Source organism: Paenibacillus nitricinens (genome assembly GCF_052056485.1).
GTDB lineage: Bacteria > Bacillota > Bacilli > Paenibacillales > Paenibacillaceae > Paenibacillus_AQ > Paenibacillus_AQ nitricinens.
Map to the genome: position 1 here is coordinate 4,963,618 of NZ_CP183948.1, position 21,360 is coordinate 4,984,977.

Annotated in this window: 10 protein-coding genes; 2 read left to right on the plus strand and 8 right to left on the minus strand. The window is 46.5% G+C overall.

Going from position 1 to position 21,360, the window contains the following annotated elements; genetic code table 11:
- Positions 1–25: 25 nt before the first annotated feature.
- Both ACN6KS_RS22135 and ACN6KS_RS22140 read right to left on the minus strand, forming a co-directional pair.
- Positions 26–916: a carbohydrate ABC transporter permease gene (locus ACN6KS_RS22135; RefSeq protein ID WP_094869482.1), complete on the minus strand. Its 891-nt coding sequence runs from the start codon at positions 914–916 to the stop codon at positions 26–28.
- Between the two features lie 27 nt (positions 917–943).
- Entirely contained in the window at positions 944–1,900 is a 957-nt protein-coding gene (locus tag ACN6KS_RS22140; RefSeq protein WP_094869483.1) for an ABC transporter permease, read from the minus strand.
- A gap of 227 nt (positions 1,901–2,127) precedes the next feature.
- On the opposite strand from ACN6KS_RS22140, the gene ACN6KS_RS22145 reads away from it, so the two are divergent.
- Complete coding sequence (locus ACN6KS_RS22145; protein ID WP_440960487.1) at positions 2,128–3,882, plus strand: cache domain-containing sensor histidine kinase; 1,755 nt, start codon at positions 2,128–2,130, stop codon at positions 3,880–3,882.
- Between the two features lie 308 nt (positions 3,883–4,190).
- On the opposite strand, the gene ACN6KS_RS22150 is transcribed toward ACN6KS_RS22145, so the two are convergent.
- From ACN6KS_RS22150 to ACN6KS_RS22160, 3 genes are all read right to left on the minus strand, one after another.
- Complete coding sequence (locus tag ACN6KS_RS22150; RefSeq protein ID WP_440960488.1) at positions 4,191–8,999, minus strand: S-layer homology domain-containing protein; 4,809 nt, start codon at positions 8,997–8,999, stop codon at positions 4,191–4,193.
- A gap of 285 nt (positions 9,000–9,284) precedes the next feature.
- Complete coding sequence (locus ACN6KS_RS22155; RefSeq protein ID WP_094876929.1) at positions 9,285–10,826, minus strand: response regulator transcription factor; 1,542 nt, start codon at positions 10,824–10,826, stop codon at positions 9,285–9,287.
- A gap of 228 nt (positions 10,827–11,054) precedes the next feature.
- A complete protein-coding gene (locus tag ACN6KS_RS22160; RefSeq protein ID WP_440960489.1) occupies positions 11,055–13,379 on the minus strand; it encodes a glycoside hydrolase family 95 protein in 2,325 nt (774 codons plus the stop codon).
- A 252-nt stretch (positions 13,380–13,631) separates the two neighbouring features.
- On the opposite strand from ACN6KS_RS22160, the gene ACN6KS_RS22165 reads away from it, so the two are divergent.
- A complete protein-coding gene (locus ACN6KS_RS22165; RefSeq protein ID WP_094869488.1) occupies positions 13,632–14,501 on the plus strand; it encodes a helix-turn-helix domain-containing protein in 870 nt (289 codons plus the stop codon).
- Between the two features lie 76 nt (positions 14,502–14,577).
- Here ACN6KS_RS22165 and ACN6KS_RS22170 read toward each other — a convergent pair whose 3' ends face one another.
- The 3 genes from ACN6KS_RS22170 to ACN6KS_RS22180 form a co-directional block, all read right to left on the minus strand.
- On the minus strand, positions 14,578–16,638 hold the full coding sequence (locus ACN6KS_RS22170; RefSeq protein WP_440960490.1) for an alpha-galactosidase: 2,061 nt from the start codon (positions 16,636–16,638) through the stop codon (positions 14,578–14,580).
- Between the two features lie 456 nt (positions 16,639–17,094).
- On the minus strand, positions 17,095–19,476 hold the full coding sequence (locus ACN6KS_RS22175; protein ID WP_440960491.1) for a glycoside hydrolase family 95 protein: 2,382 nt from the start codon (positions 19,474–19,476) through the stop codon (positions 17,095–17,097).
- Between the two features lie 128 nt (positions 19,477–19,604).
- Positions 19,605–21,326 carry an alpha-1,3-galactosidase-related protein gene (locus ACN6KS_RS22180; RefSeq protein WP_440960492.1) on the minus strand — a complete coding sequence of 574 codons (1,722 nt, stop codon included), beginning with the start codon at positions 21,324–21,326 and terminating at the stop codon, positions 19,605–19,607.
- Positions 21,327–21,360: the final 34 nt, after the last annotated feature.

A 21,360-nucleotide genomic window follows, 5' to 3' on the forward strand; every position in this document is an offset into this window, starting at 1 on the left:
GGCTGGCGTTCGGTTATTAATCATATTAACTCTTAACAGCTCCCAAAGTCATACCCTTAACAAAATACTTTTGCAGGAACGGATACACTAGAACGATAGGCAATGTTGCAACCATCGTCGCTGCCATCCGGATCGTATCGCTTGAAACCGCATTTCGTTTGGCAGAGTTAGCCAGCATTTGCGATTGCGATACCATACCTCCGGTCTGGAATTGACTCAGTATTTTGACGAGTACAGCTTGCAAGGTCTTCAGGTCTGAGCTGTAAGTAAAGGCATAAGAGTCAAACCACGAGTTCCAATGTGATATTGCCTGAAAGAGGCCCACTGTCGCGAGTACTGGTGTTGTTAACGGCAGCACAATCCGGAAGAAAATCATTAAGTCGTTCGCTCCATCTACTTTCGCTGATTCCTCAATCTCACCAGGCAATCCCTCCATAAAAGTACGGACAATAATCATATAGAAGACATTCATCAAGCCTGGCAGAATAAAAACGGAGAAAGTGTCGATCATATTCAGGGCTTTAAGCACCATGTAATAAGGAATCAAACCGCCTCCGAAATACATCGTAAAGATGAAGTAAAGGTTCCAGCCCTTGCGTCCCATCAAATTCCGCCGGCTTAGCGGATAAGCAAGCATCGTAATCACAAGAACCGACAGTGGTGCACCAATTACGGTCCGTTTAACCGTTACCCATATCCCATTCATAATTTCGGTATCTTTCAAAATTTGGTTATAGCTATCAAAGGTGATATCTCTTGGCCAAAAGTAGACGCCACCACGAACAGTATCCTCAGCAGCATTTAATGAAAGCACGAGAATATTCCAAAAAGGTAAGAAGGTAACTAGCAATACAAGAATAAGAATCAAATATACAAAACACTTAAAGATATGATCTCCGTATCTGTTCAAAAACATCTCAAGCGCTCCTCTCCATTTTGTTATTTAGAACAACGCTTGGTCGTTCACTTTTCTAGAAATTCGATTCACGATTACAACAAGAATGAAGGCAATAACGGATTTGAATACCCCCACGGCAGCCCCGTATGAGAACATGCTGTTTTGCAGCCCGTATTTGTATGCATAAATATCGATAACTTCCGAGTACTCAAGCACAGTGTTATTTTGCAACAGATATTGTTGTTCAAAGCCGGCATTCAAAATACCTCCGACTGCAAGAATCGCCAATATCACGATAGTTGGACGTAAAGCAGGGAGCGTAATATTCCACATTTGCTTGAATCGGCTAGCTCCATCTACTCTTGCGGCTTCGTAAAGCTCCGGATTAATAGCGGATATTGCAGCAAGGTACATAATGGCGCTAAAACCCATTTCTTTCCACATATTAGATAAGGCGATAATCCACCAGAATAAAGGTCCGTTTTGTAGAAAAGCTACGGGTTCGTCCACAATCCCGAGCGTTACTAGAAGATTGTTGAACATCCCATCGGAAGCTAGCAGTGTAATTACAATGTTAGCGGCGATAACCCATGAGATAAAATGCGGCAGATAAGAAACCGTCTGCGTAAAGCGTTTGAAAAATCCCTGTTTTGCTTCATTCAGCACAAGCGCGAGTATGATCGGCGCCGGAAACCCGAATAACAAGGTCAAGAGGCTTGTCGCAAGCGTATTACGCATTACACGGTAGAAGTCTCCTGTGGTAAAGAAATATTCAAACCACTTAAAGCCAACAAAGTCGGCATGGAAAAATTGTTGAAAAAATGTTCCTCCACCCGGTTGATAGTTTGTAAATGCCATATACATACCAAACATAGGTCCATAGGAAAATAGCAATGTCGCAATTATGGCAGGGAGCATTAGCAAAAATAACCATTTCTGCTCTTTTAATCTGTACCAAAAATTATTGCCCCTGACTGTTTTGATAGCGCTTGCTTTATACATCAAATACCCTCCCTTTTTATTTCGTGCAGCATCCCCTGCAACATCTCGATTCAACTTCTCTCCTATTTATCTTAAGTCCGTATAGGACTCCTTTCTATACTTCAATCCTCCGAATGATAGCGCTTTTTAAAGGAGTTTCTTAACATTCGAGCATTGGATTTCGATATTCAGTCTGATATGATAAACTTGGCTTTCCGTGAATTCACAGTAAAGAAGGGACTTCTACGATGCGTCATTTCTACAAAAAGTATATTTATATGCCTTTTATTGACCTTAGCTTTCGCTCCAAGCTGTTCCTTGTGTTCGTTCTGGTCACCATTATTCCAATGATGTTATTAGCCTACCTTTCCTACGAGTTAACAAAATCAAAATTAACAGATCAGATTTACAGCAATATGATGAATTCGACGGCGCAGATCAATAAGAACCTGGAGAACAAACTGGACAGTTATGAGCATATTTCCGCTTCCATTTACTTGGATAACAGACTGGCCACTTATCTCACAAGCGAATACCAGGATGATCCATCCTATCTAGACGTCTATCAATATATTGGCAATCGTATAGACACGGTACTGGCCGCTTATCCCGATTTTGGTAGCGTTTTCATTTATTCGGAAAATGAATCACTTCCCAAAGATGATTATTATATCAAGCCGGTGACACCTGAGGTTAAAAATACAGCGCTGTACAAGCAGCTGATGCAATCTCACGGGAATATTATTCATCTATCCTCACCGCAGTCACAAGATAATCCCGCGATGTTTACACTAGCCAGGTTACTGAACAATAATCGCAATCAATATCCCTACGGTATTCTGGTTTTCGAAATATCCGAATCGGTGATCTATTCTTTAATGGAGGAAGAAACGGGTGGCAAAGATATTTTTATTGTTAATGACAAGGGCCTTATATTATCAGCTGCTGACAAGCACTTATTAAATACAAGTCTGCCGGAAATGCTTGATCAGAGCTTTGATGAATCGCCTTCTGGCCGATTTGATACTACATATAATGGGGTAAAAGCATTCGCCGTCTACAATACGCTAAAAAACGGATGGAAAACCGTATCTATCTTTCCTTATGACAGTATCATTCAGGATGCCAAATCACTGTCCGAGCTCATCATCAAAATTTCTTTAGCTTTTATAGTCGTAGCATTAATACTGATATATATTACGGCATCGCTGTTCAGCAAACGTATTCGCACGTTAATCCGAATGATCCGGCGGCTTGAACGTGGTGACTTCAACCCTACGAATGATGAGTATTTAGGTAATGATGAGATTGGCCAGCTTCATTTTGCCTTCAAGCAAATGACTACACGCTTAAAGAGCCTAATCACCGAAGTGTATCAGAAGGAGCTACAGAATAAGGAGGCAGAGCTTGACCTGCTTCAGGCCCAGATCAACCCCCATTTTCTGTACAATACACTGGGCTCCATTTCGTCTCTTGCCCTAAAACATAAAGATACCCGTATTCAGGATTTGGTGCTTCATCTCGCCAAGTTTTATCGCATTTCCCTGAATAAAGGGAAGAGCATCTTAACTATTAATGAAGAATTGAAGCTGACGCAAAGCTACAATGCCATTCAGCTGATCCGATTCAAAGGACAATTGAACATCACCTACAATATTGATGAAGTGATCTTACCTTACTCTACAGTCAAGCTAGCCTTGCAGCCTTTTGTAGAAAATGCGGTGCTTCATGCTGTGTGGAATCAGGAAAGCCCGCTAAATATTCATATCAAAGGACTAATAAAAGATAATGATATTCTTCTATCCGTGATTGATGATGGTATGGGGATGAGCCGTGAGACACTTCAAGCTTTACTTGAGGATAAGCCCGGACGAGGTTATGGGATTTCAAACGTAGATCGACGGATAAAACTGAGATTTGGGGAGCATTACGGCGTTACAGTGTTTAGCAGACTCGGAATAGGTACCACTGTGCAAATTCGCTTGCCGCAAAAGGAACTGTAAGGAATGACGCATCTGAATAATCGCAAAGCTTATTGAGAAATCAGAAATATTGATTAACAATTAGGGAAATTCGCCCGATTATTAGGGAGGATTTCCCTAATTACATTGCATCCAGGAATTTTCCGGCTATTTTTAGGGAGATTTTCCCTAATCGCTCTCACCTAGCCTAGTTGCCACGAGCCCCTCGATATAACCATTATCATTAGGACGCTAGCTACTTAATAAAGCTTCAGTGAACACCAAAAACGAAGGAGCTAAGCATCTAGAGATCGCTTAACTCCTTCGTTCATTTCTATATTTGCAATGTTTTACTTCATAATCAAGTTATAGATCACTTGGGTCGCTTCTGCACGGGAAGCGATCCCTTTTGGTGCAAACAGACCTTCACTTTGGCCTTGAACCAGTCCTAGGCTGGCTGCTCCCTTTACAGAAGATGCTGCCCAAGAGGAGACTTGCTTCATATCGGTGAATGCCACGTCAGCTGAAGCAACAGTTACTTTGCCATTCTTCAGCTCATAGGCTTTCATTAACATGACCGTGATTTCTTCACGGGTAATCTGTGCAGCCGGCTCGAACTTGGTTGCATTTCTGCCGCTCACGATGCCCGCCTTGTAAGCGATAGAAATGGACTCCGCGTACCAAGCAGACGGTGCAACATCACCAAAGCTAACATCTCCTCTTGTGGTCAGCCCAAGGGAATGAACGAGCATAGAGGTGAACTCAGCACGTGTAATCGCACGGTTTGGTTCAAACTTGTCTTTGCTAGTCCCTTGAACATACAGCTTGGCCGCCAGTTCTTGGATTGCAGGACTAGCCCAGTGATGGGCTGGCACATCGACAAAGCTCCGTTTAAGCTCCAGCACAGCATATTTACTAAAGTGATTAACTTGTGCTGTCAATACACCATCAGCATAATTCGCAGAGATATATTCCAGCTTACCGTTATCCGCAATATAGTAAATGCCTCCACGCCTCAAATCAAAACCTTCTCCCACTGACAAGCTTAGCGTAATGGGTTGATCGAACGCAGAAAGCTTTTCTGTTGTGCCAGTTTTCGGGGTCACCGACAGACTGAACTCATAGATATCACCCATGAGTCTAACCTGTGCATGAGTAGTTCCCTCCGCTGCAGCAATGATCTCATTAGCCTTGCTGCTGAGTGGTGCTAATTTCAGGGTTATCGTGCTATCTTCCCGCTGACCTTCCGGTAGCTTGCTCTGCAACTGGCGGAGCAGATCCGCAGGCACCTTCATGGAGAACTTACCGGACTTCAGAACCAGCGTGTGATTCGCCAACTGGCGAACAACATCAGAGGATAATTGTATCTGCTGTGTATCTCCCTTAATCTCCACGATGACATTACCAGATGCACTATCCACCTTCAGCATCTCTCGTGTAAGGATTAGAGTGCCCGCGCCATTCTCTTGGTCTACAATGCTACCAGGAGTACCGTTGTGGTTACCCGGATTCGCAGGCACTTCAGGATTTCCCGGTTCTACAGTAGAGGCTGCTTTGACTGTAACTTCTGCCGTAGCTTTGAAGCCGCCGTCTACTGTTTCCACCGTAATTGTGGTTTTCCCAGCATTTACAGCCGTTACTGTTCCATACACTACGGTAGCTACAGACGTATCGCCTGAAGTCCAGTGTACTGCTTTATTCGCCGCCTCTTCTGGAGATAGCGTAGCCGTCAGCTTTCCGGTTGCACCAGCAGTTAATGTTAGCTCTGTCTTATCCAGCGATACACCTGTAACTTTCTTAAGTGCAGCTGTTAATTTTACCAGTTTCGATTCAGCCGGCTGCATGGACAATGCAAGTGTTCCTGAAATCGTCGAAACCTCTCCCGTCCATAGGTCTTGCATCGTGTACGAATCCGCTGCGTCCAATCCGGCTCTACCAAGATTCACCGTTTTGTCTGCAGAAGCATTGGCGCTGTAGTTGAATACAGCCAGATAATAATCGTTGCCGTCTTTCATCACAAAAGTATCCGCTGCATTTGCATTCGTATTCCCTTCCAGCGGCTTGAACACTTTTCCTTTTAACGCTAATTCGAGAACCTCCTTGTTGTTAAATAAGGCAGTCATGTACTCCTGTGCCTTTGGATCGTTAACATCATCAGAGCCGAGAAGTACGGTACCGGCGATGACGCCAGAGTTCATTCGACTGCGAGCTTCAGTTAAGCTGGAAGCACGGGCCAACGCCAAATGATCGGGATCCGTATAGGTGTAGATCGTGCCATTTTGCCAGAAGCCATAAGTCAACGAATTCAGCATGTACTCCGTTTCATTGATCTTACCGTAGGTATCGCAGGAAATACGTCTGCTGTGTGCATATTGACTTGGAAAGATTGGCGCAATAGATGCGCTAATGAACATTTTTCCATCCAAACGATCTTTCACATAACGCATTCCTTCATTATAAGCTTGAATCCCTGTCGTTACGGTTGAATCGAAATGTTGTCCCTCAAGCGAACCGTGCGTCAAGAAATCCAATTTGATGAAGGTAAAGCCCAGAGCCTTAAATTTGTCCAAAAAATAATTCATGCGCAGCTTAGCACCTGGATGTGTCACATCCAGAGGAAAAGCCCCGTCCAGCGTCGGCAGCGGTTTACCCTCAGCATCTTTGAGGACAATATCGCCATACGTATACTTATTGTCGGTACCCTCTACCGGCTGGCTCATATTGTTGCCCCAATATACAAATGGTGCCCAATAAATACCTGCATGCTGACCATTACCCTTAATGACTGATACAGCGTCAGCAAGCTGCTTATCATTCAAATTGTCCCAATAGGAATCCATATTAATAAATACATTACCGTTATTATTGAAATCATTTAGGTGCTCCTTATAATAATTGGAGACATCCACAACGTCTTGGTATGAAAGTGTACCTTCGTAAGCTCCCCAGCTGTTAAAGCCAACCGGCACGCCTTGCGGCAACTCAGGATTCAGCAACAGTGGAGGTGTGATGATCGCATTAGCTTTTCCGTATTCCTCAAGTCCTGTGCGGTAATCACTGAATGCCCCCACCATAATCAGCGGCGAGGACAATTCTGCGCCTGTAAGGATGCCATGAGGCTGGGTATCCCGTGTAACGTCGCTGGCTGCTCCGCCATAAACCGCCAGCTCATTCAGCCGATTAGAAGATCCTTTCCAGTCGATCCCGGTCTTCCACGTATCATGAGTGACCGACCCGAGCACAAGGCCGCTGCGTGTCGAGTTATTAAAGATAGTCGTCATTTCATAGCTGGTATCCGCTCGGTTCATAGATTGAGATTTATAACGAATCCAAGCATCATTGTCAAAAGGAACGGTCAGTACCCGGTTATCTGCACTGGCACCGATATCCACTCCACCTGAACGTTTTACGGTAATAGGTGACATATAATTCGTCTGTAACGCCGTGTCGCTAATGGCATCCAGACGAGTTAAGAAATACTTCTGATCGTCATAAAACTTGTAAACCTGTTTGAGCGTTGGCTGTCCAGCTGAGGTGTGAACAAAAGTAAGCTCCACTCCTTTGCCGAAGCCATCCTGAATTTCTGCTGGAGCACCAGCACTTGCATGATTCTCATAGCTTGCAGTCTCAACGAGCGTATCACCGAGTTTGATGCTGCTATAGATTCCTTGCAGCTTCTGACCATCCGTCCACTTGTAGCTTGCGTATCCAGACTTAGTATGAAAGGAAACCTCATATTGCCCATTCGATACGAGCGTTCCATAAGTATATTCGGTAACGGTGATGGCCCCGTAGTTATCCGAAGCCCCTGGTGTCCCCAGATCCCCATCCTCTTCAACTGGAGGATTAGGATCTGTACCCAATGCCGGTTCTACAATAATTCGATCCAGATCTGGCGCATACCAGTTGCCGTCTGAGAATTTGATTGTATTTTCGCCTTCGTTCAGGGGCAGGGTAAGCTCATATGTGAGAGCCGTATCCCAGTCTGGTGTCTTTGGCAGTTCATAATACTGCTCTGCTCCACCATTAGCGCTGACGTATAAGCTGCGCGGGTCACCTGAGAAATAAGCTACCGTGATCCGATAATCCCCTGTCATCGGAGCCGTAATCTTATTGAAAGTTAAGGAACTGCCGCCATTCAGATACCCTACCTTCTGTCCACCGGAAGCATTCGGGCTATCACCAACTCGTGCTTCTCCAGTTAAATCATTGACCGGAGACTCCGCTTCATAACTGATCGTATACGGAATGACTTCAATCCGGTCGAAATCTGGAGAGTACCAGTCATGATCCGAGAAAATGATCGTGTTCAACCCTTCCTGCAGGGAGGCTTCTACATCATAAGTCCCTACCGTATCCCAGCTTGCTGTCTTTGGCAGATCAACCAATTCATCCTGTCCATCATTCACCTGTATATAGACAGGCCGCTGGTCACCGGAAATATAGGAAATACGGATCAAATACGTTCCCGCTGCCGGCACAGTGACATTTGTGAACTGTAAAGTACTGTTTTTATTCATATCCTTTACAATTTTGCCACCGGAACCAACGCTGCTGTCCGCTATTTTGGCGTTGCCTGTAATTATATTTTCAGGCGCTTCGGCTTCTATCATTGCACCATGCAGCTTCTCCTTCCAGTCGCCTCCAGATCCTTCACCTGGGTCGCTGTCGTCCAGTCCACGAATTACGATCTTGTCGATGTCTGGAGAATACCAGTTGTTGTCATCAATCAGGATACTGTTCTCTCCAGCATTCAGCGGAAGTGTCACATCATAAGCTCCCACCGTATCCCAATCCACTGTCTTGGGTGGTTCTTCAAACTGCTTATCGCCGCCATTGGCACTGATATTGAATGGCCGCGAATCGCCAGAAAAATAGTATACTGTAATTTTATAATTCCCACTCTCACTTACAGTCACATGATTGAACTGCAAAGTGCTTCCTTGATACATGCCTCCGACTTTATGCCCCCCGGAAGCCGCTGGGTGTTCAGAAATAGAAGCATTGCCAGTCATAGCATTTCCATCAGCTTCAGCTTCATAGGTAGTATTCTCCGTATCATCGGCATAAACCGTACTGACAAACTGACCGCCACTGCCTATTACCAAGCAGATGATAACAAAGAACAAAAATCCTCTTTTCATTGCTTTCCCAAACATTTAATCCCTCCGTTTGTAGGTCTCCTTGCACTTTTGTGATATTCGGGCTATATCTGTCCATCAAGTCATCAAAGGAGTTGGTTAAGAAGCATCTTGAAAGCGCTACCGATTTTCGATGAACTAAAACTCCTTTGATTGCCTTGATGAATGAAGCCCCTCACATGTGCTAGTTATAATACATGCTTAATTGTAAAAAGCAGAGGGATTAATATCCATATCGCAAGTTTACTATTCGTAAGGGAAAGTAACTTTATTTCCTATTTGCCGAACTGAAGCGCTACACAATCATAGACTCTTCCTGTACTCGTTAGGTGTAACGCCTTGGTTCTTCAGAAATAGGGAGATAAAATAAGACGTGCTTTCGTAACCGACTCTTTGGGCGATATCCTGAATTTTGAGCGAGCCGTCAGCCAGCAACTCTGTAGCCTTACCGAGCCGGATACGTGTTAAATAATCATGAATCGTGATACCTGTCTTATCTTTGAAAATGGAGCGTAAATAGTTGGGCGACAAATAAACCTGATCAGATAAGCTATTGATCGTAATCGGCTGATCAAAATTCTGGTCGATCATACTGCGGACCTTGTGAACTAATTTCGTGTTTTTGTCCATAAGACGCTCACCCAGCAAGCTCATGGCATTGCCGGCAGTGCCCAGGATCAAATCCTCAATCTCATTTAAAGTCAATGCATTATAGATGGAATGATATAACTCCGCCCGTTTAACCCCTTCAGGAACAGGTTGATGCAGTTGCTCCAGCAGCTCATCGACAAGATCAATCGCCCATTCGCAGATATTTTTTTTCTTGATTCTTAGTTGGGCTAGTCCCTCGAAATACTGATGCAACTTCTGTGCAGCTTGCTCGAAATCTAGCTGATTGATAGCTTCAAACCACTCTTTTCTATTAAAAGGTGGTACATGCTCACTATCGAACTGGTTTGAAATCGCCAAGGCATGAATAATTGAACCCGTCCCTTTATAGAAACGCTCATTCAGAATTTCACGCGTCTGCTTATACAGACAATGTACCTCTGTTAATTCAGTTTCCTGCGCACCGACTGCCGCCGTCACTGTGAAATCCAGTCCGCTTCGGATAGCCGTTGCCAAATCCTCCCACGCATAATACCCAGGCTGTTGGCGTGCTTCCATAAATACACCTACCTCCCCATCTTTGTAGGGCACAAATACCGTCTCTATATTCTTTGACTTGAAGAAATGATCCAGAAAAGCTACCAACCGGTTCTTACAATCCTCCAGACTCTGCTGTTCTCCCTCTGCCTCAATCGGATCGATACTGAACAGCGCCATTGTGTAGCGATTCCTCTCAGACTCACGGGTAAGCTTGCAATAGCTGGTCGCCAGATCAGCGGCATGTTCCGCATTTTTTTCATAGGAAAGCTCCTTAAGAAGGTTCGTTTTAGCCGCCTCCATGGAACGCTTCTTCATTTGAACTTCCTCACAGCGCTGCTTCACCTTTGCGATAACGCTTCCAATTTCATTCAAGTCGAGGGGCTTCAGTAAATATCCAACAGCACCTACATTTAGTGCCGATTTTACATAGTCGAATTCGTCATGCCCAGTCAGGAACATTAACTGCATCCAGTCATAGCTTTCATGTATTTTTTTAGCCATTTCAATACCGTTCATAATCGGCATCTGGACATCTGTAAGAATAATATCAGGTCTAATGGCCTCTATCTTCTCTAGAGCCTCTCTACCATTACTCGCAGTTCCGACCACATAAATACCCATTTCTTCCCAGCGGATATAATCTCTCATCATCTCAAGGCCTATTTCTTCATCATCAACTAGAAAAATACTATACACGGATGTCCCCTCCTCTTTGTTGTCTGCTTTTTGTTTCTTCTATTATATTCTTTTCCCCTTAGGCTACTATGGTCCAAATAAATGAAAGTTATTTTCAGGCATGAATCGTTAATTTGCAGATATCGGCAAAAGGGCTATCCGGTCCATAACAGACCGGATAGCCCTTTAATCATGCGCTAATCACCCAGCATAATTAAAGCGGGGGTTCATATCCCCCCCGCTGAATCATTATACCAACTCTAACTGACTGTTAAAATAGTAGCTTCCTCCTATTTCGCCTTGAACAGTAGCTCTTCTATCTCCCAGCCGAAGTGTCACGGTTCCTGGCGAGTAGGTACGGACCCTTGCTTCCACCAATTGACCAGTGTCCCAAGCTACATCAACCTCAGCATTTCCTTTGGCCCGCAGTCCTGATACCGATCCTGTACCCCATGCCTTTGGAAGCGCAGGCAGCAGATGAATCTCACCCTCATGGCTTTGCAGCAGCATCTCGGCAATAACAGCCGCCCCCCCGAAATTCCCATCGATCACAAAAATATTGCATTCCGCTCCTCCAATGCCCGATTTGGAAAAGCTGAATAAATTATCGAAACTGAGTCCACCAATCAAATGAGAAATATGATTAAAGGCCTTTTCCCCGTCATACAATCTGGCAAAGCCGAGACCGAACAATGCGGCGGTAAATTCCACATCCTCCAGTTCTTCCTGAACCATACGGTTCTCAAGTGTTACTCTCACCGCAGCGCTAAGTTCAGGTGTCTTACCTGGTGTAATCTGATTACTTGGATATACCGCGAACAAATGGGCCAAATGCCGATGCTCCGGCTGCGCTTCCTCGTAGTCCTCAAGCCACTCTTGCAGCTGCCCTCTCTTGCCGATCTGAAACGGTGGCAGCTTGGATATCGCTTGCTCCAGCTGCTCCTGTAGTTCCTCGTCCGTATTCAGTAGTTTCGCAGACTTCAAACAGAACTCAAAAAGGTCTTTCACCAGCATCTGATCCATAGTGGTACCCATAGATAGCTGCTGTGCCCCCTCGCTGCTATCCGCAGGATAGAAATGATTCTCCGGCGAGTTCGAAGGTCCGGTCACCAGCCAGCCGTATTTTGGATGAATGGTCATATAATCCAGGAAGAATGCTGCGGCTTCTTTTAGCACTGGATAGGCCTGTTGCTCCAGAAATACACGGTCCTGACTGTATTCATAATGCTCCATCAGATGCGTCGCAATCCATAGTCCACCTGTAACGTTCAGCCCCCAAGATGTCTCCCAGCCCGGAGCCGTGAAGCCCCAGACATTCGAGAACACATGTGCTACCCAGCCTTTGCTGCCATAGAAATCGCGAGCGCTTGACTTTCCAGCCTGAGACAAATCCTCAATATAGCGCATTAATGGTAAATGACTATCCCCAAGATTTACGACTTCTGTCGGAAAGTAATTCATTTGCGTATTGATGTCCAAATGATAGTCACAGCTCCACCCCATACGGCAAGCCTCGCCATCATTCCATATTCCCTGTAAATTCAGCGGTAACGGGGAGTCTGCCCGAGCTCCAGCAATAGTCAGGTAACGTCCGTACTGCAGGAACAACGCGAACAACTGCGAATCCTCCTCCTGACCCTGTGCCAGTAATCGAATACGTTGGTCAGTCGGCAGATTCACCTTCCCAGTGGTACCTAATTGGATATCCACCTTCCCATATTCTTGCTCATAATCTTTGATATGATCTTCTTTTAACTGCGCATATCCTTTAATCAAAGCCTGCTGTAATGTGCTGCTGCTCTCCATTTCCCACTCCGAGTTACTACGGTTGTAATCGGTGCTGACGGCAAAATAAATTCGCGCCTCATTGGCTCCGGCAATTCTCAATTGACCTTCCCCTCTGTACATCGTACCACCGGAAATGCTTACCTTAATTTGTCCCTTTGCCCATACCCCGCAAGTGCCGTCACTATGCACATTCTCTGTGGCTTGTCCTCTAAATTCAATAATGTCGTCATTCACGACTTGAGTCGTAAACGACTCTGAACCACCCTCCAGACCAATCGTAAAGGATACACCTCCCGGTTCATCGCTCCAAATTCTTGAGACCACCAGATCATCAGCATGAGAGGCAAAAATCTCACGATGCAGCGTTGTCCCTCTACTGTGAACCACTGTCTGAGCCACAGCACAGGTCAAATTCAGCTCTCGCTCGATAGCCGCTGCTGACCCGGAATCCGTGTCCTGTTCTGCAAAGTCAATGACAACCTCGCATAAACCAAGGTTCGTACCGAAATTTCGTTTCTTCGGCTGCAGATGTTGTTTGGCTAGACGGTCACCTTCGTTATAATCGCCAGCAAAGAAGTACTTCTGCATCTCTTCCAGCGCAGCTTTGCCTCCGAAAGGAGCAGGCTCTGACTCCGCTTGACCCGACCAGTAGGTAACCTCGGTCATGTTCCATACCTCACGATACGGAGCAGCTATCACTACTGCACCTATTCTTCCGTTTCCCAGTGGCAATCCTTGTGACCAATCCGTTGCAGGGGTAGAATACCATAATCTAAAATCGCTCATTTTATTTTCTCCTGTCCATAGTAGAATCTGTGCAATCGCGTTAACCCTCTAAAAACGTTGTTAAATAATCCGCTAAATAGTGTAAACCTATTCATAATTCCATCTCTTTCATGATGAATCATTCTTTCTAAAACCTATCCAATATGTTGCGGATTCATTGTATTTATCGTACCATTTGGATGAACCACTGTCTTTGTTGACCCGTTCGATTATTTGACGATTTGTACGGTAAGATAAGAAAAGAGGGACCACATGAATAAACTATCTGAAATAACTCCGTATGTCGGCGCAATCATGCCTTATGTGTACGACGGCAGCAGCAATGAGCATCTGAGAGTCGGTAATGCATACGCGTTCCACTTGTTTACTGATGGCCCTGGTGAGATGGAGATCGACGGAATACGTTATCCGATTGAACGGAGGACGCTTGTCTTTCTCCGTCCCGGTCAACCCCATGCTTTTCATATCATGCCTTCTCATCCACTGTCGTCCTACAACATCTATTTTGATTTATGGGACAACCGCACTCCAGTATCTAATAACCTTTCATTTATCCACGCCCCTGAAGGCTTACATTTTGAAAAAAAAGCCACCGAAGCACCCTGTGCCGAGCTGAACGAGCTACCTTGCGTATTTCCACTAGCTAAATATCCCCTGCTATATGATAGTCTTGTGATGATTGCCAAGTCTTACAATGACGCGCTGTTCTATCGTAATGAGACGGCCAATAGCTATCTGTACGGCTGGATCTTGAGCTGGTATAACGCCCTCCATCAGCATCAGCCAAGTGATTATCGTATTGTCCGCCTGCTGGAATATTTGAACACCCACTCCGAGCGTGGTAAATCTATCGAAGATTGGGCACAGTTCTGCGGGCTCAAGCGGACATATTTCCATGAGCTATTTCTACGGGAGACCGGAATGACGCCACGCGTCTATCATCATCATTTAGTCATGAGGCGGGCGGCAGGGCTGCTTCTGGAAAGTGAGCTTAGTGTGACTGCGATTGCTGAGAAGCTGGGCTATCCTTCCATCCACCCCTTCTCCAGACATTTCAGTACCTGCTACGGCATTAATCCCACACAGTACCGCCTTCATCCACAAAGCCGAATACGAATGTAAGACTTCAATAAAAAGAATACGCGCTACCCGCGAGAAGCGGTTGCGCGTATTCTTTTTTCAATGTGTATAATCAGTTCTACTTTGCCGTTAATTTGAAGATTTTGGACTCTGCCGGTTCGAGCGTAACCGCAAGCTCTCCCGCTGCTTCCCCTTGTGTGCCTTCCCATAGATCAAGCAGTTGGTAAGCTACTTGACTATTCAGTCCTGCACGCTCTAAAGAGATCGATTTATGAGCGGAATTCGCAGCATCATAGTTGAAGACCGCAAGATAGAATACATTGTCTTCCGCATCTTCAAGTACGAAAGCATTGGAAGCTTGCTTGCCAAGATCCCCTTCGACAGGGCGGAAGGTCTTCCCTAGGCGGGCGATATTCATAATCTCTTTATTGCCCAGCCACGCTTTGGCCCGGGTGGCTGCTTCTTCTTTTCGGAAATCATCTCCTAACAGCAGCACCGTTCCAGCGATGACTGAAGCGGTCAGCCGACTCCGACCTTCATGCCAGCCCGTGGCATCTTGGTTATGGCTCTTGTACAGCACGGAATGATCCGGGTCATTGTAACGATATAAGGTATGGCTCATCCACCAGCCATGTGTCAACGAATTCAGCAAATATTCTGTATCGTGCAGTGTACCGAAGACGTCACAGGATACCCGGCGGCTATGCGCAAAGGCATAAGGGAACAATGGCGCGATGGATAGATTGATAAAGAACGGCCGACCGATCACCTCTGGTGAGAGCTTGTTCTGCAAGTAAGTCATCCCATAGTGATATGCCGCAATTCCCGTCGTAATCTCCGGATTGTAATGTTGCCCTTCCAGTGCACCATGCGCCAAGAAGTCTAGCTTGACATACTCGAAGCCTTCCGAGATGAATTTATTCGTGTACCAATCTATTCTTTGCAGGTTGCCTGGATGTGTCGGGTCAATGGCCAGCCCTCCATCAACATCCGGCAAAATTTCTCCTTCGCTGTCTCGCAGCAAGATATCACCATAAGTGTATTTGCCGTTTGTACCTTCCACGAGATCCCCAAACTGAACCGGACTTCCCCAGAAGGCAAAAGGCGTCCAGTAAGTTCCCGGTCTATGACCGTTCTCCCGAACCAGGTCCAGTGCATTCTTCATTTCTTCTGGTGTGAAATTGTCCCAGAAAGCATCAAAGTTGATGTACAGTGTGTCCTCATTCTGGAATCCTAGCGGCTGCACTTCATTTTTCAGAAAATTACTGGTGGACGTATACAGATCGTAATCAAGCTCAGCCATTGCCGCAGACCAGCTATTCCAGCCGATAGGAACCCCGCCATCCCATGACAGAGGAGCCTCTATCCAGGTATTAGCCTGACCGTATGCTTCAAGCCCTTTTCTATAATCATCATAGAACCCTACGAAAACGAGCGGTGACTCTACTCGTGTTCCTTTCACATAACCATGTGGCTGGGAATCACGGGTCATTTCACTTACAGCGCCGCCGTAAAGATCCAGCTCCTCGATCCCTCCGCTCCGTTCGCTTTTGATACGAATCCCTGTCTTCCACACCTTGTGCGTAATAGAACCCATAATAATCCCCTGCCGGCTTTCCGGCGCGAACAATGCAGTTACTTCATAGCTTTCCGTATCCATCGGCGGCTTCACTACTGTATATCTGACCCACTTGTCGTTGTCGTACGGCACACGCAGAATGCTTGGTTCTTCGGGTTGCCCTGACTCCCCGCCAAGTGACACCGATTGGGTCTGAAGGACTGCCATCCGGTTTGCCTTGATCTCCTTGTCGCTTGCGCTTGTGATTACGATTTGCATCAACACAAATGATGAAGATTCATAAATATAGAAATGCTGCTCCAGCTGTGGCAGCAGGGACGTTTCGTGCAAAATGACTACGTGAACACCTTTTCCAAAGCCCTCACGAACTACTACTTCCTGAGACTTCACTGTGTGGCTCTGATAATGTTCTGTATTGTATTCCCGGCCCTGCCAGCGGAATGCGCTGCGAATCCCTTTTATATGAGAAGTGTTTCCGCGGGCAACGGATGCTTCACCCGTCCCGAGATCAATCTCTAGATTTACCTCATCATTGGTTACACGGATAAGAGATGCTGTGTCCGTATTCACTTTTACCGTTGTAGCACTATCAGTTAGCATGATTTGCCTCCTTGTTACTGCATTTTGGACCTTGAAGGCGGCAGGCTCTGTACCTGTGTCCCCCAAGTATGCCCTCATTATAAAGATCAGATAAAGCGTTTTCTATACAACGATCTTCCGATCCATACCGCGATCTAACACATCTCAAGCATAAACGCCTTCGGTATCCTTATAAGGACGGTAAGCATTTACTCAAGAAATATTCAGGCTGAACAAGAAGAAGCGCCTATGCTAAAAATACTGCTTACGCTTAACCATTTCGCATCTTTCGTATCCACACTCCGTTTCCCTCTTACTCACTCTGCGATAATAGTGTTTTTCAGTTGCCACACGGGTCCACATATTTCCATTGCCGCTATAGATCATTTTGTGAATTCTTATATTCGTACAAAAAAACAGCAGCAGGGCCTGTATTTCAGGTCCCTGCTGCTGTCCATATTCGTATGAAACTAACTATTATTGCTTACCAGTTATAAGCTTGTAGGTTTGGCCTGCGGTCGTTGGAAAGCTCACCATTCCATCTGCGGAACGGTCACACTTCATTTCATTACCGCCATTACTCACCATAAGCGAAGCATCTGTGCGGATCACACATTCATTGCCTTGAAGGGAGGTAATCTGTGCTTCCACGAGATGGCCTCTATCCCACTGAATGCTAACTTCAAAGCCACCGCGGGCACGTAGCCCTGCTACACTTCCCCCCTGCCATTCATCTGGCAGTGCAGGCAGCAGATCGAGATAGCCGAGGTGAGATTGCAGTAGCATCTCAGCAATTCCGGCAGAAGCGGCGAAGTTACCATCAATTTGGAACGGTGGATGTGCGCCAAGCAGATTGGCATAAACCCCGCCGTGACTATACTGTTCGGACTCCCCGTCCTTCACCAGCCGCAGCATGTTTGAGAGCAGGCGTAGTGAGCGGTTGCCGTCCCGGAAGCGGCTCCAGAGCGCAACTCTCCAGCCCAGACTCCAGCCCGTGCTCTCGTCCCCACGCCGTTCAAGCGAAGTTTTGGCGGCCGCGAACAGCTCAGGGGTCTCATCTTCTGACAACTGCCGGCCCGGATAGATACCGACCAAATGTGAAGTATGTCTGTGATACATATCCTCATCCTCAAAGTCTAAGGACCATTCCTGCAATTGTCCGTACTTACCCACCTGCAGCGGCAATAAACGTTCACGTGCGCTTACCCATTCTGCATGCAAATCCTCATCCGTTCCAAGCGTTTCCGAGGCCTCGATACAATTCGTAAACAGCTCCCAGATGAGCGAAATATCCATAGTAGCACCTGCACTGACTGCAGCCAAGCCCTCCGCAGTCCGGAATTTATGCTCTGGTGAAGTGGATGGAGAGGTCACAAGCCTTCCGTTACCATCGTCAATAAGCCAGTCCAGTGCAAACAGAGCCGCCTCCTTCATCACAGGATAAGCGGAAGTCCGCAAATATTCCTCGTCGCCGCCAAAAGCATAATGCTCCCAGAGATGTTGTGTCAGCCAAACGCCGCTCATCGACCAGTAAGCCCAGCTTGGATCTCCGTCACCATAATCCCCCACCGGTGCTGTCTGTGCCCAAAGATCCGTATTATGATGAGCCACCCAGCCTCGGGTACCATAGTTGACTTGAGCAGTCTCCACACCCATCTTCGCCAAGTTTCCGATCATATCCAGCAGCGGCTCATGACATTCCGCCAGATTACAAATTTCAGCTGGCCAATAATTCATCTCTGTATTGATGTTCAGCGTATAGTTGCTGCTCCACGGCGGACGGGTAACCGCATTCCATATTCCCTGCAGATTAGTAGCCTGCGTTCCAGGGCGCGAGCTTGCGATCATCAAATAGCGCCCGTAATGAAACAGCAACTCGACAAGTCCAGGGTCTTGTGCCGCGTATGTCGTAATCCGTTGCTCCGTGGACATCGAATCCGGGGCTAGTGTCTTACCTAATTGGAGCTTCACTCGGTCAAAAAGCGATCGGTAATCCTCGGCATGCGCTTGAAGCAAGCTGTCGTAAGACTTTCCATTCACATCTGCCAAGTAAGAAGCTGCAATAGCAGAAGCATCTTTCCCCTCAGCTCCCGGGATTTTGTCAAAACCATTAAAGCCTGTAGCCGCGCTGAAATAGAAGGTTGCAGCCGTTCCTCCCAACAGATGAATTCCACTACCGTCAACGGTAACTTCCCCATCCTCTGCTACTACGGAGAGTTGTCCTTCAAAGGCCATGCCCTTGCTTTTGCCAGGTTCTCCGTATTGGATCGGATTGTCACTCCAAAAATAGCTTGGATCAACATGCTCCGGTGCAGTTCCCGAGAGTACAAAGTTATCACCCAGAGCGTGAAGGCTATGCCGAAGCGAACTATCTAGCGTAGCATGCACATTCAGCGCTCCCGGTGCACTTGCAGTCAGACGCAGCACAAGCAACTGATCAGGATGTGAAGCGAACATCTCACGGGTATAAGTAACATTACCAATCTTGTATTCAATGCGGTGAACCGCATGTTCAATATCTAATGTCCGCCGATAAGATTGATAAACACCACCATGCTCAAAACGAAGTAGTAAATCTCCAAAAGGCAGATACGATTGGGTGTACGGACCTAGCATCTCTCTAGTCAGGGTGTCCGCTTCTGAATACCGGCCCTCCTGAATCAGCTTTCGAACCTTTGGCAGAGCTTCCTTAGCACCGGGATTGTTCCCATCCTTCGGGAACCCTGACCATAATGTATCCTCGTTTAGACTGACTTTCTCCTGTTCCACACCGCCGAAGATCATACCACCCAGACGGCCATTCCCAATCGGAAGCCCTTCGGTCCATACATTTGCTGGCTTGTCATATTGAAGTTTCATTGGTTCTCTCCCTCACGATCTGTCATGAATCAAATAATGTATTCCCCCAAGTCTGCCCTCATTATAAAGATCAGATAAAGCGTTTTCTATACATCGATCTACCGATCCATATCGCGATCTAACACAACCTACCCTAACTCATTGAACAAATTATCCTGAATGCCGACCTCGCTACAAGCGGTTAAACATATCGCAGCCTCAACACTGGAAAGACAGTTCATACTTTCCCCACCCATGACAATTTCGTTAGCACTGAAGGCCAGTCTGCGGGTACTCTTGGCACTAAGGACTAACGTTTTACCAGTCTCGAACCTGTTGTTCTTAATAACTATGCCCTGATGAACAGGAGTGCTCTCACCAACCTCTGTGTTCTCTGGCGAAATGAAAATAACCGGATGCTCGATGCCCCCGCATTCAATAAAATGATTCTCGGCGATGGTTACATCCTCCACCTTGCCAGACTCATACCAAGACTCCGCATCCAGTGCAACCAGAATTGCACTCATTTGCATCCGATCAAAAACATTCCCCTTAATCTCTACTTTACGCCGGGTTGTCACAAGGATACCGCGGGTCGGTACCCGCGCGAGGTGATTATTTACGACTTCAACCTCCGGTGTCCAGGTTACATTCTCGATCACATCATGGCTGCCAATCCCCTCAGGAATCGGATGTGCTAAAGTCAGTATTAGCTCGCGTGGATTGAGACGCGTAACCTCTATCACTTCATTAGCCGCATAGGTAGTCAGAGAGCCAGAACGAACAAATTCAATTTCGTCTCCCGGATGAAAGGCCAGGAATCCGTAGGTCTGCGGATGCATGAAGCGAACCTTCACCCTATTCGCAGACAGCTGCTCAACGATCCGTAGATAGGTACCATGGACATTGACGACGTCATCATGAGAACCGGCAAAACGGCTGTCTGCAACAGTTATTTTACCTCGGCAGCTGGACATGTGGATGAAATCCGCAAAGCCAGCAACCGTTCGGCCTGTCTCCAGGCGCGGCGAAATATCCATGCGTTGAAAGGTGAGATTGTCGCTGAACTGCCCTACAACACCAAGTCCGTGTAAAAAATGCAGCCCCACATCGCCGAAGGTGATGTTAGAGCCTTCCACAAGGAAGACACCTACCTGATCGCGAATACCATCACGGCTTTGCAGAACATGCCCGGGGACAACCTCAGGCTGATGATCAAAATGCAAGCGGAGCTTCATCGGCTCCAGCTCTTCAACCGAATCAGCCAGCTCCGACCAGTTGTCCATCCGCCAAGTCGTATTGCTGAGTGGATCATAGGTCTGCATCGGTCCTTCCGAGAAGCTCCAGCCCTCACCGATCCAGACCAGCTTGCCGTCCCTGATCTCATAATGCGAATCGGGGTGAACCTGGACATCGAAATAATGAGTACCGCTTTCAATAATCGTCATCTCTGACACAGTCGGCCGGGCGTAGTCGGTATGCAAATTACGAATCTCTACATTTTTGCAGCCATCCAGCAAGAACATCGTCTGCTTGCCATGGAAGATAAATAGAGAGCCATTTCCCTCAAATATTAAATTGTGCAGCCCTTTTAAGAGAATTCCTATAGTCTTGGTGACATCAGGATTCTCTTCTTCACTGGTAGTGTTGGAGATGTAGTAGGGTTTCCGGATGGCCTCTTCCGGATAGAAATGATAACAGCCTTTTGGACAATCCAGCAGGACCGGCCCAGTTATTTCGGCAGCTGCCTCAATAGCTCTTGTCATGGCTGGCTGAGCATCCAACCCGGAATCCGGCAGAACACCATAATCAGTCAGGCGGATTACGATAGGAGAAGAATCGACGCTGTGTTCTGTAAAAGAAATGATCAACACCAACTTTCTTAGTATTGTAAACGCTTAATAA

What these genes read in the sequence shown, in the direction of transcription:
- ACN6KS_RS22170 (WP_440960490.1), bottom strand. Translation starts at nt 16,638, where the DNA reads ATGCTAACTGATAGTGCTACAACGGTAAAAGTGAATACGGACACAGCA.
- ACN6KS_RS22145 (WP_440960487.1), top strand. Translation starts at nt 2,128, where the DNA reads ATGCGTCATTTCTACAAAAAGTATATTTATATGCCTTTTATTGACCTT.
- ACN6KS_RS22175 (WP_440960491.1), bottom strand. Translation starts at nt 19,476, where the DNA reads ATGAAACTTCAATATGACAAGCCAGCAAATGTATGGACCGAAGGGCTT.
- ACN6KS_RS22140 (WP_094869483.1), bottom strand. Translation starts at nt 1,900, where the DNA reads ATGTATAAAGCAAGCGCTATCAAAACAGTCAGGGGCAATAATTTTTGG.
- ACN6KS_RS22165 (WP_094869488.1), top strand. Translation starts at nt 13,632, where the DNA reads ATGAATAAACTATCTGAAATAACTCCGTATGTCGGCGCAATCATGCCT.
- ACN6KS_RS22135 (WP_094869482.1), bottom strand. Translation starts at nt 916, where the DNA reads ATGTTTTTGAACAGATACGGAGATCATATCTTTAAGTGTTTTGTATAT.
- ACN6KS_RS22150 (WP_440960488.1), bottom strand. Translation starts at nt 8,999, where the DNA reads ATGTTTGGGAAAGCAATGAAAAGAGGATTTTTGTTCTTTGTTATCATC.
- ACN6KS_RS22160 (WP_440960489.1), bottom strand. Translation starts at nt 13,379, where the DNA reads ATGAGCGATTTTAGATTATGGTATTCTACCCCTGCAACGGATTGGTCA.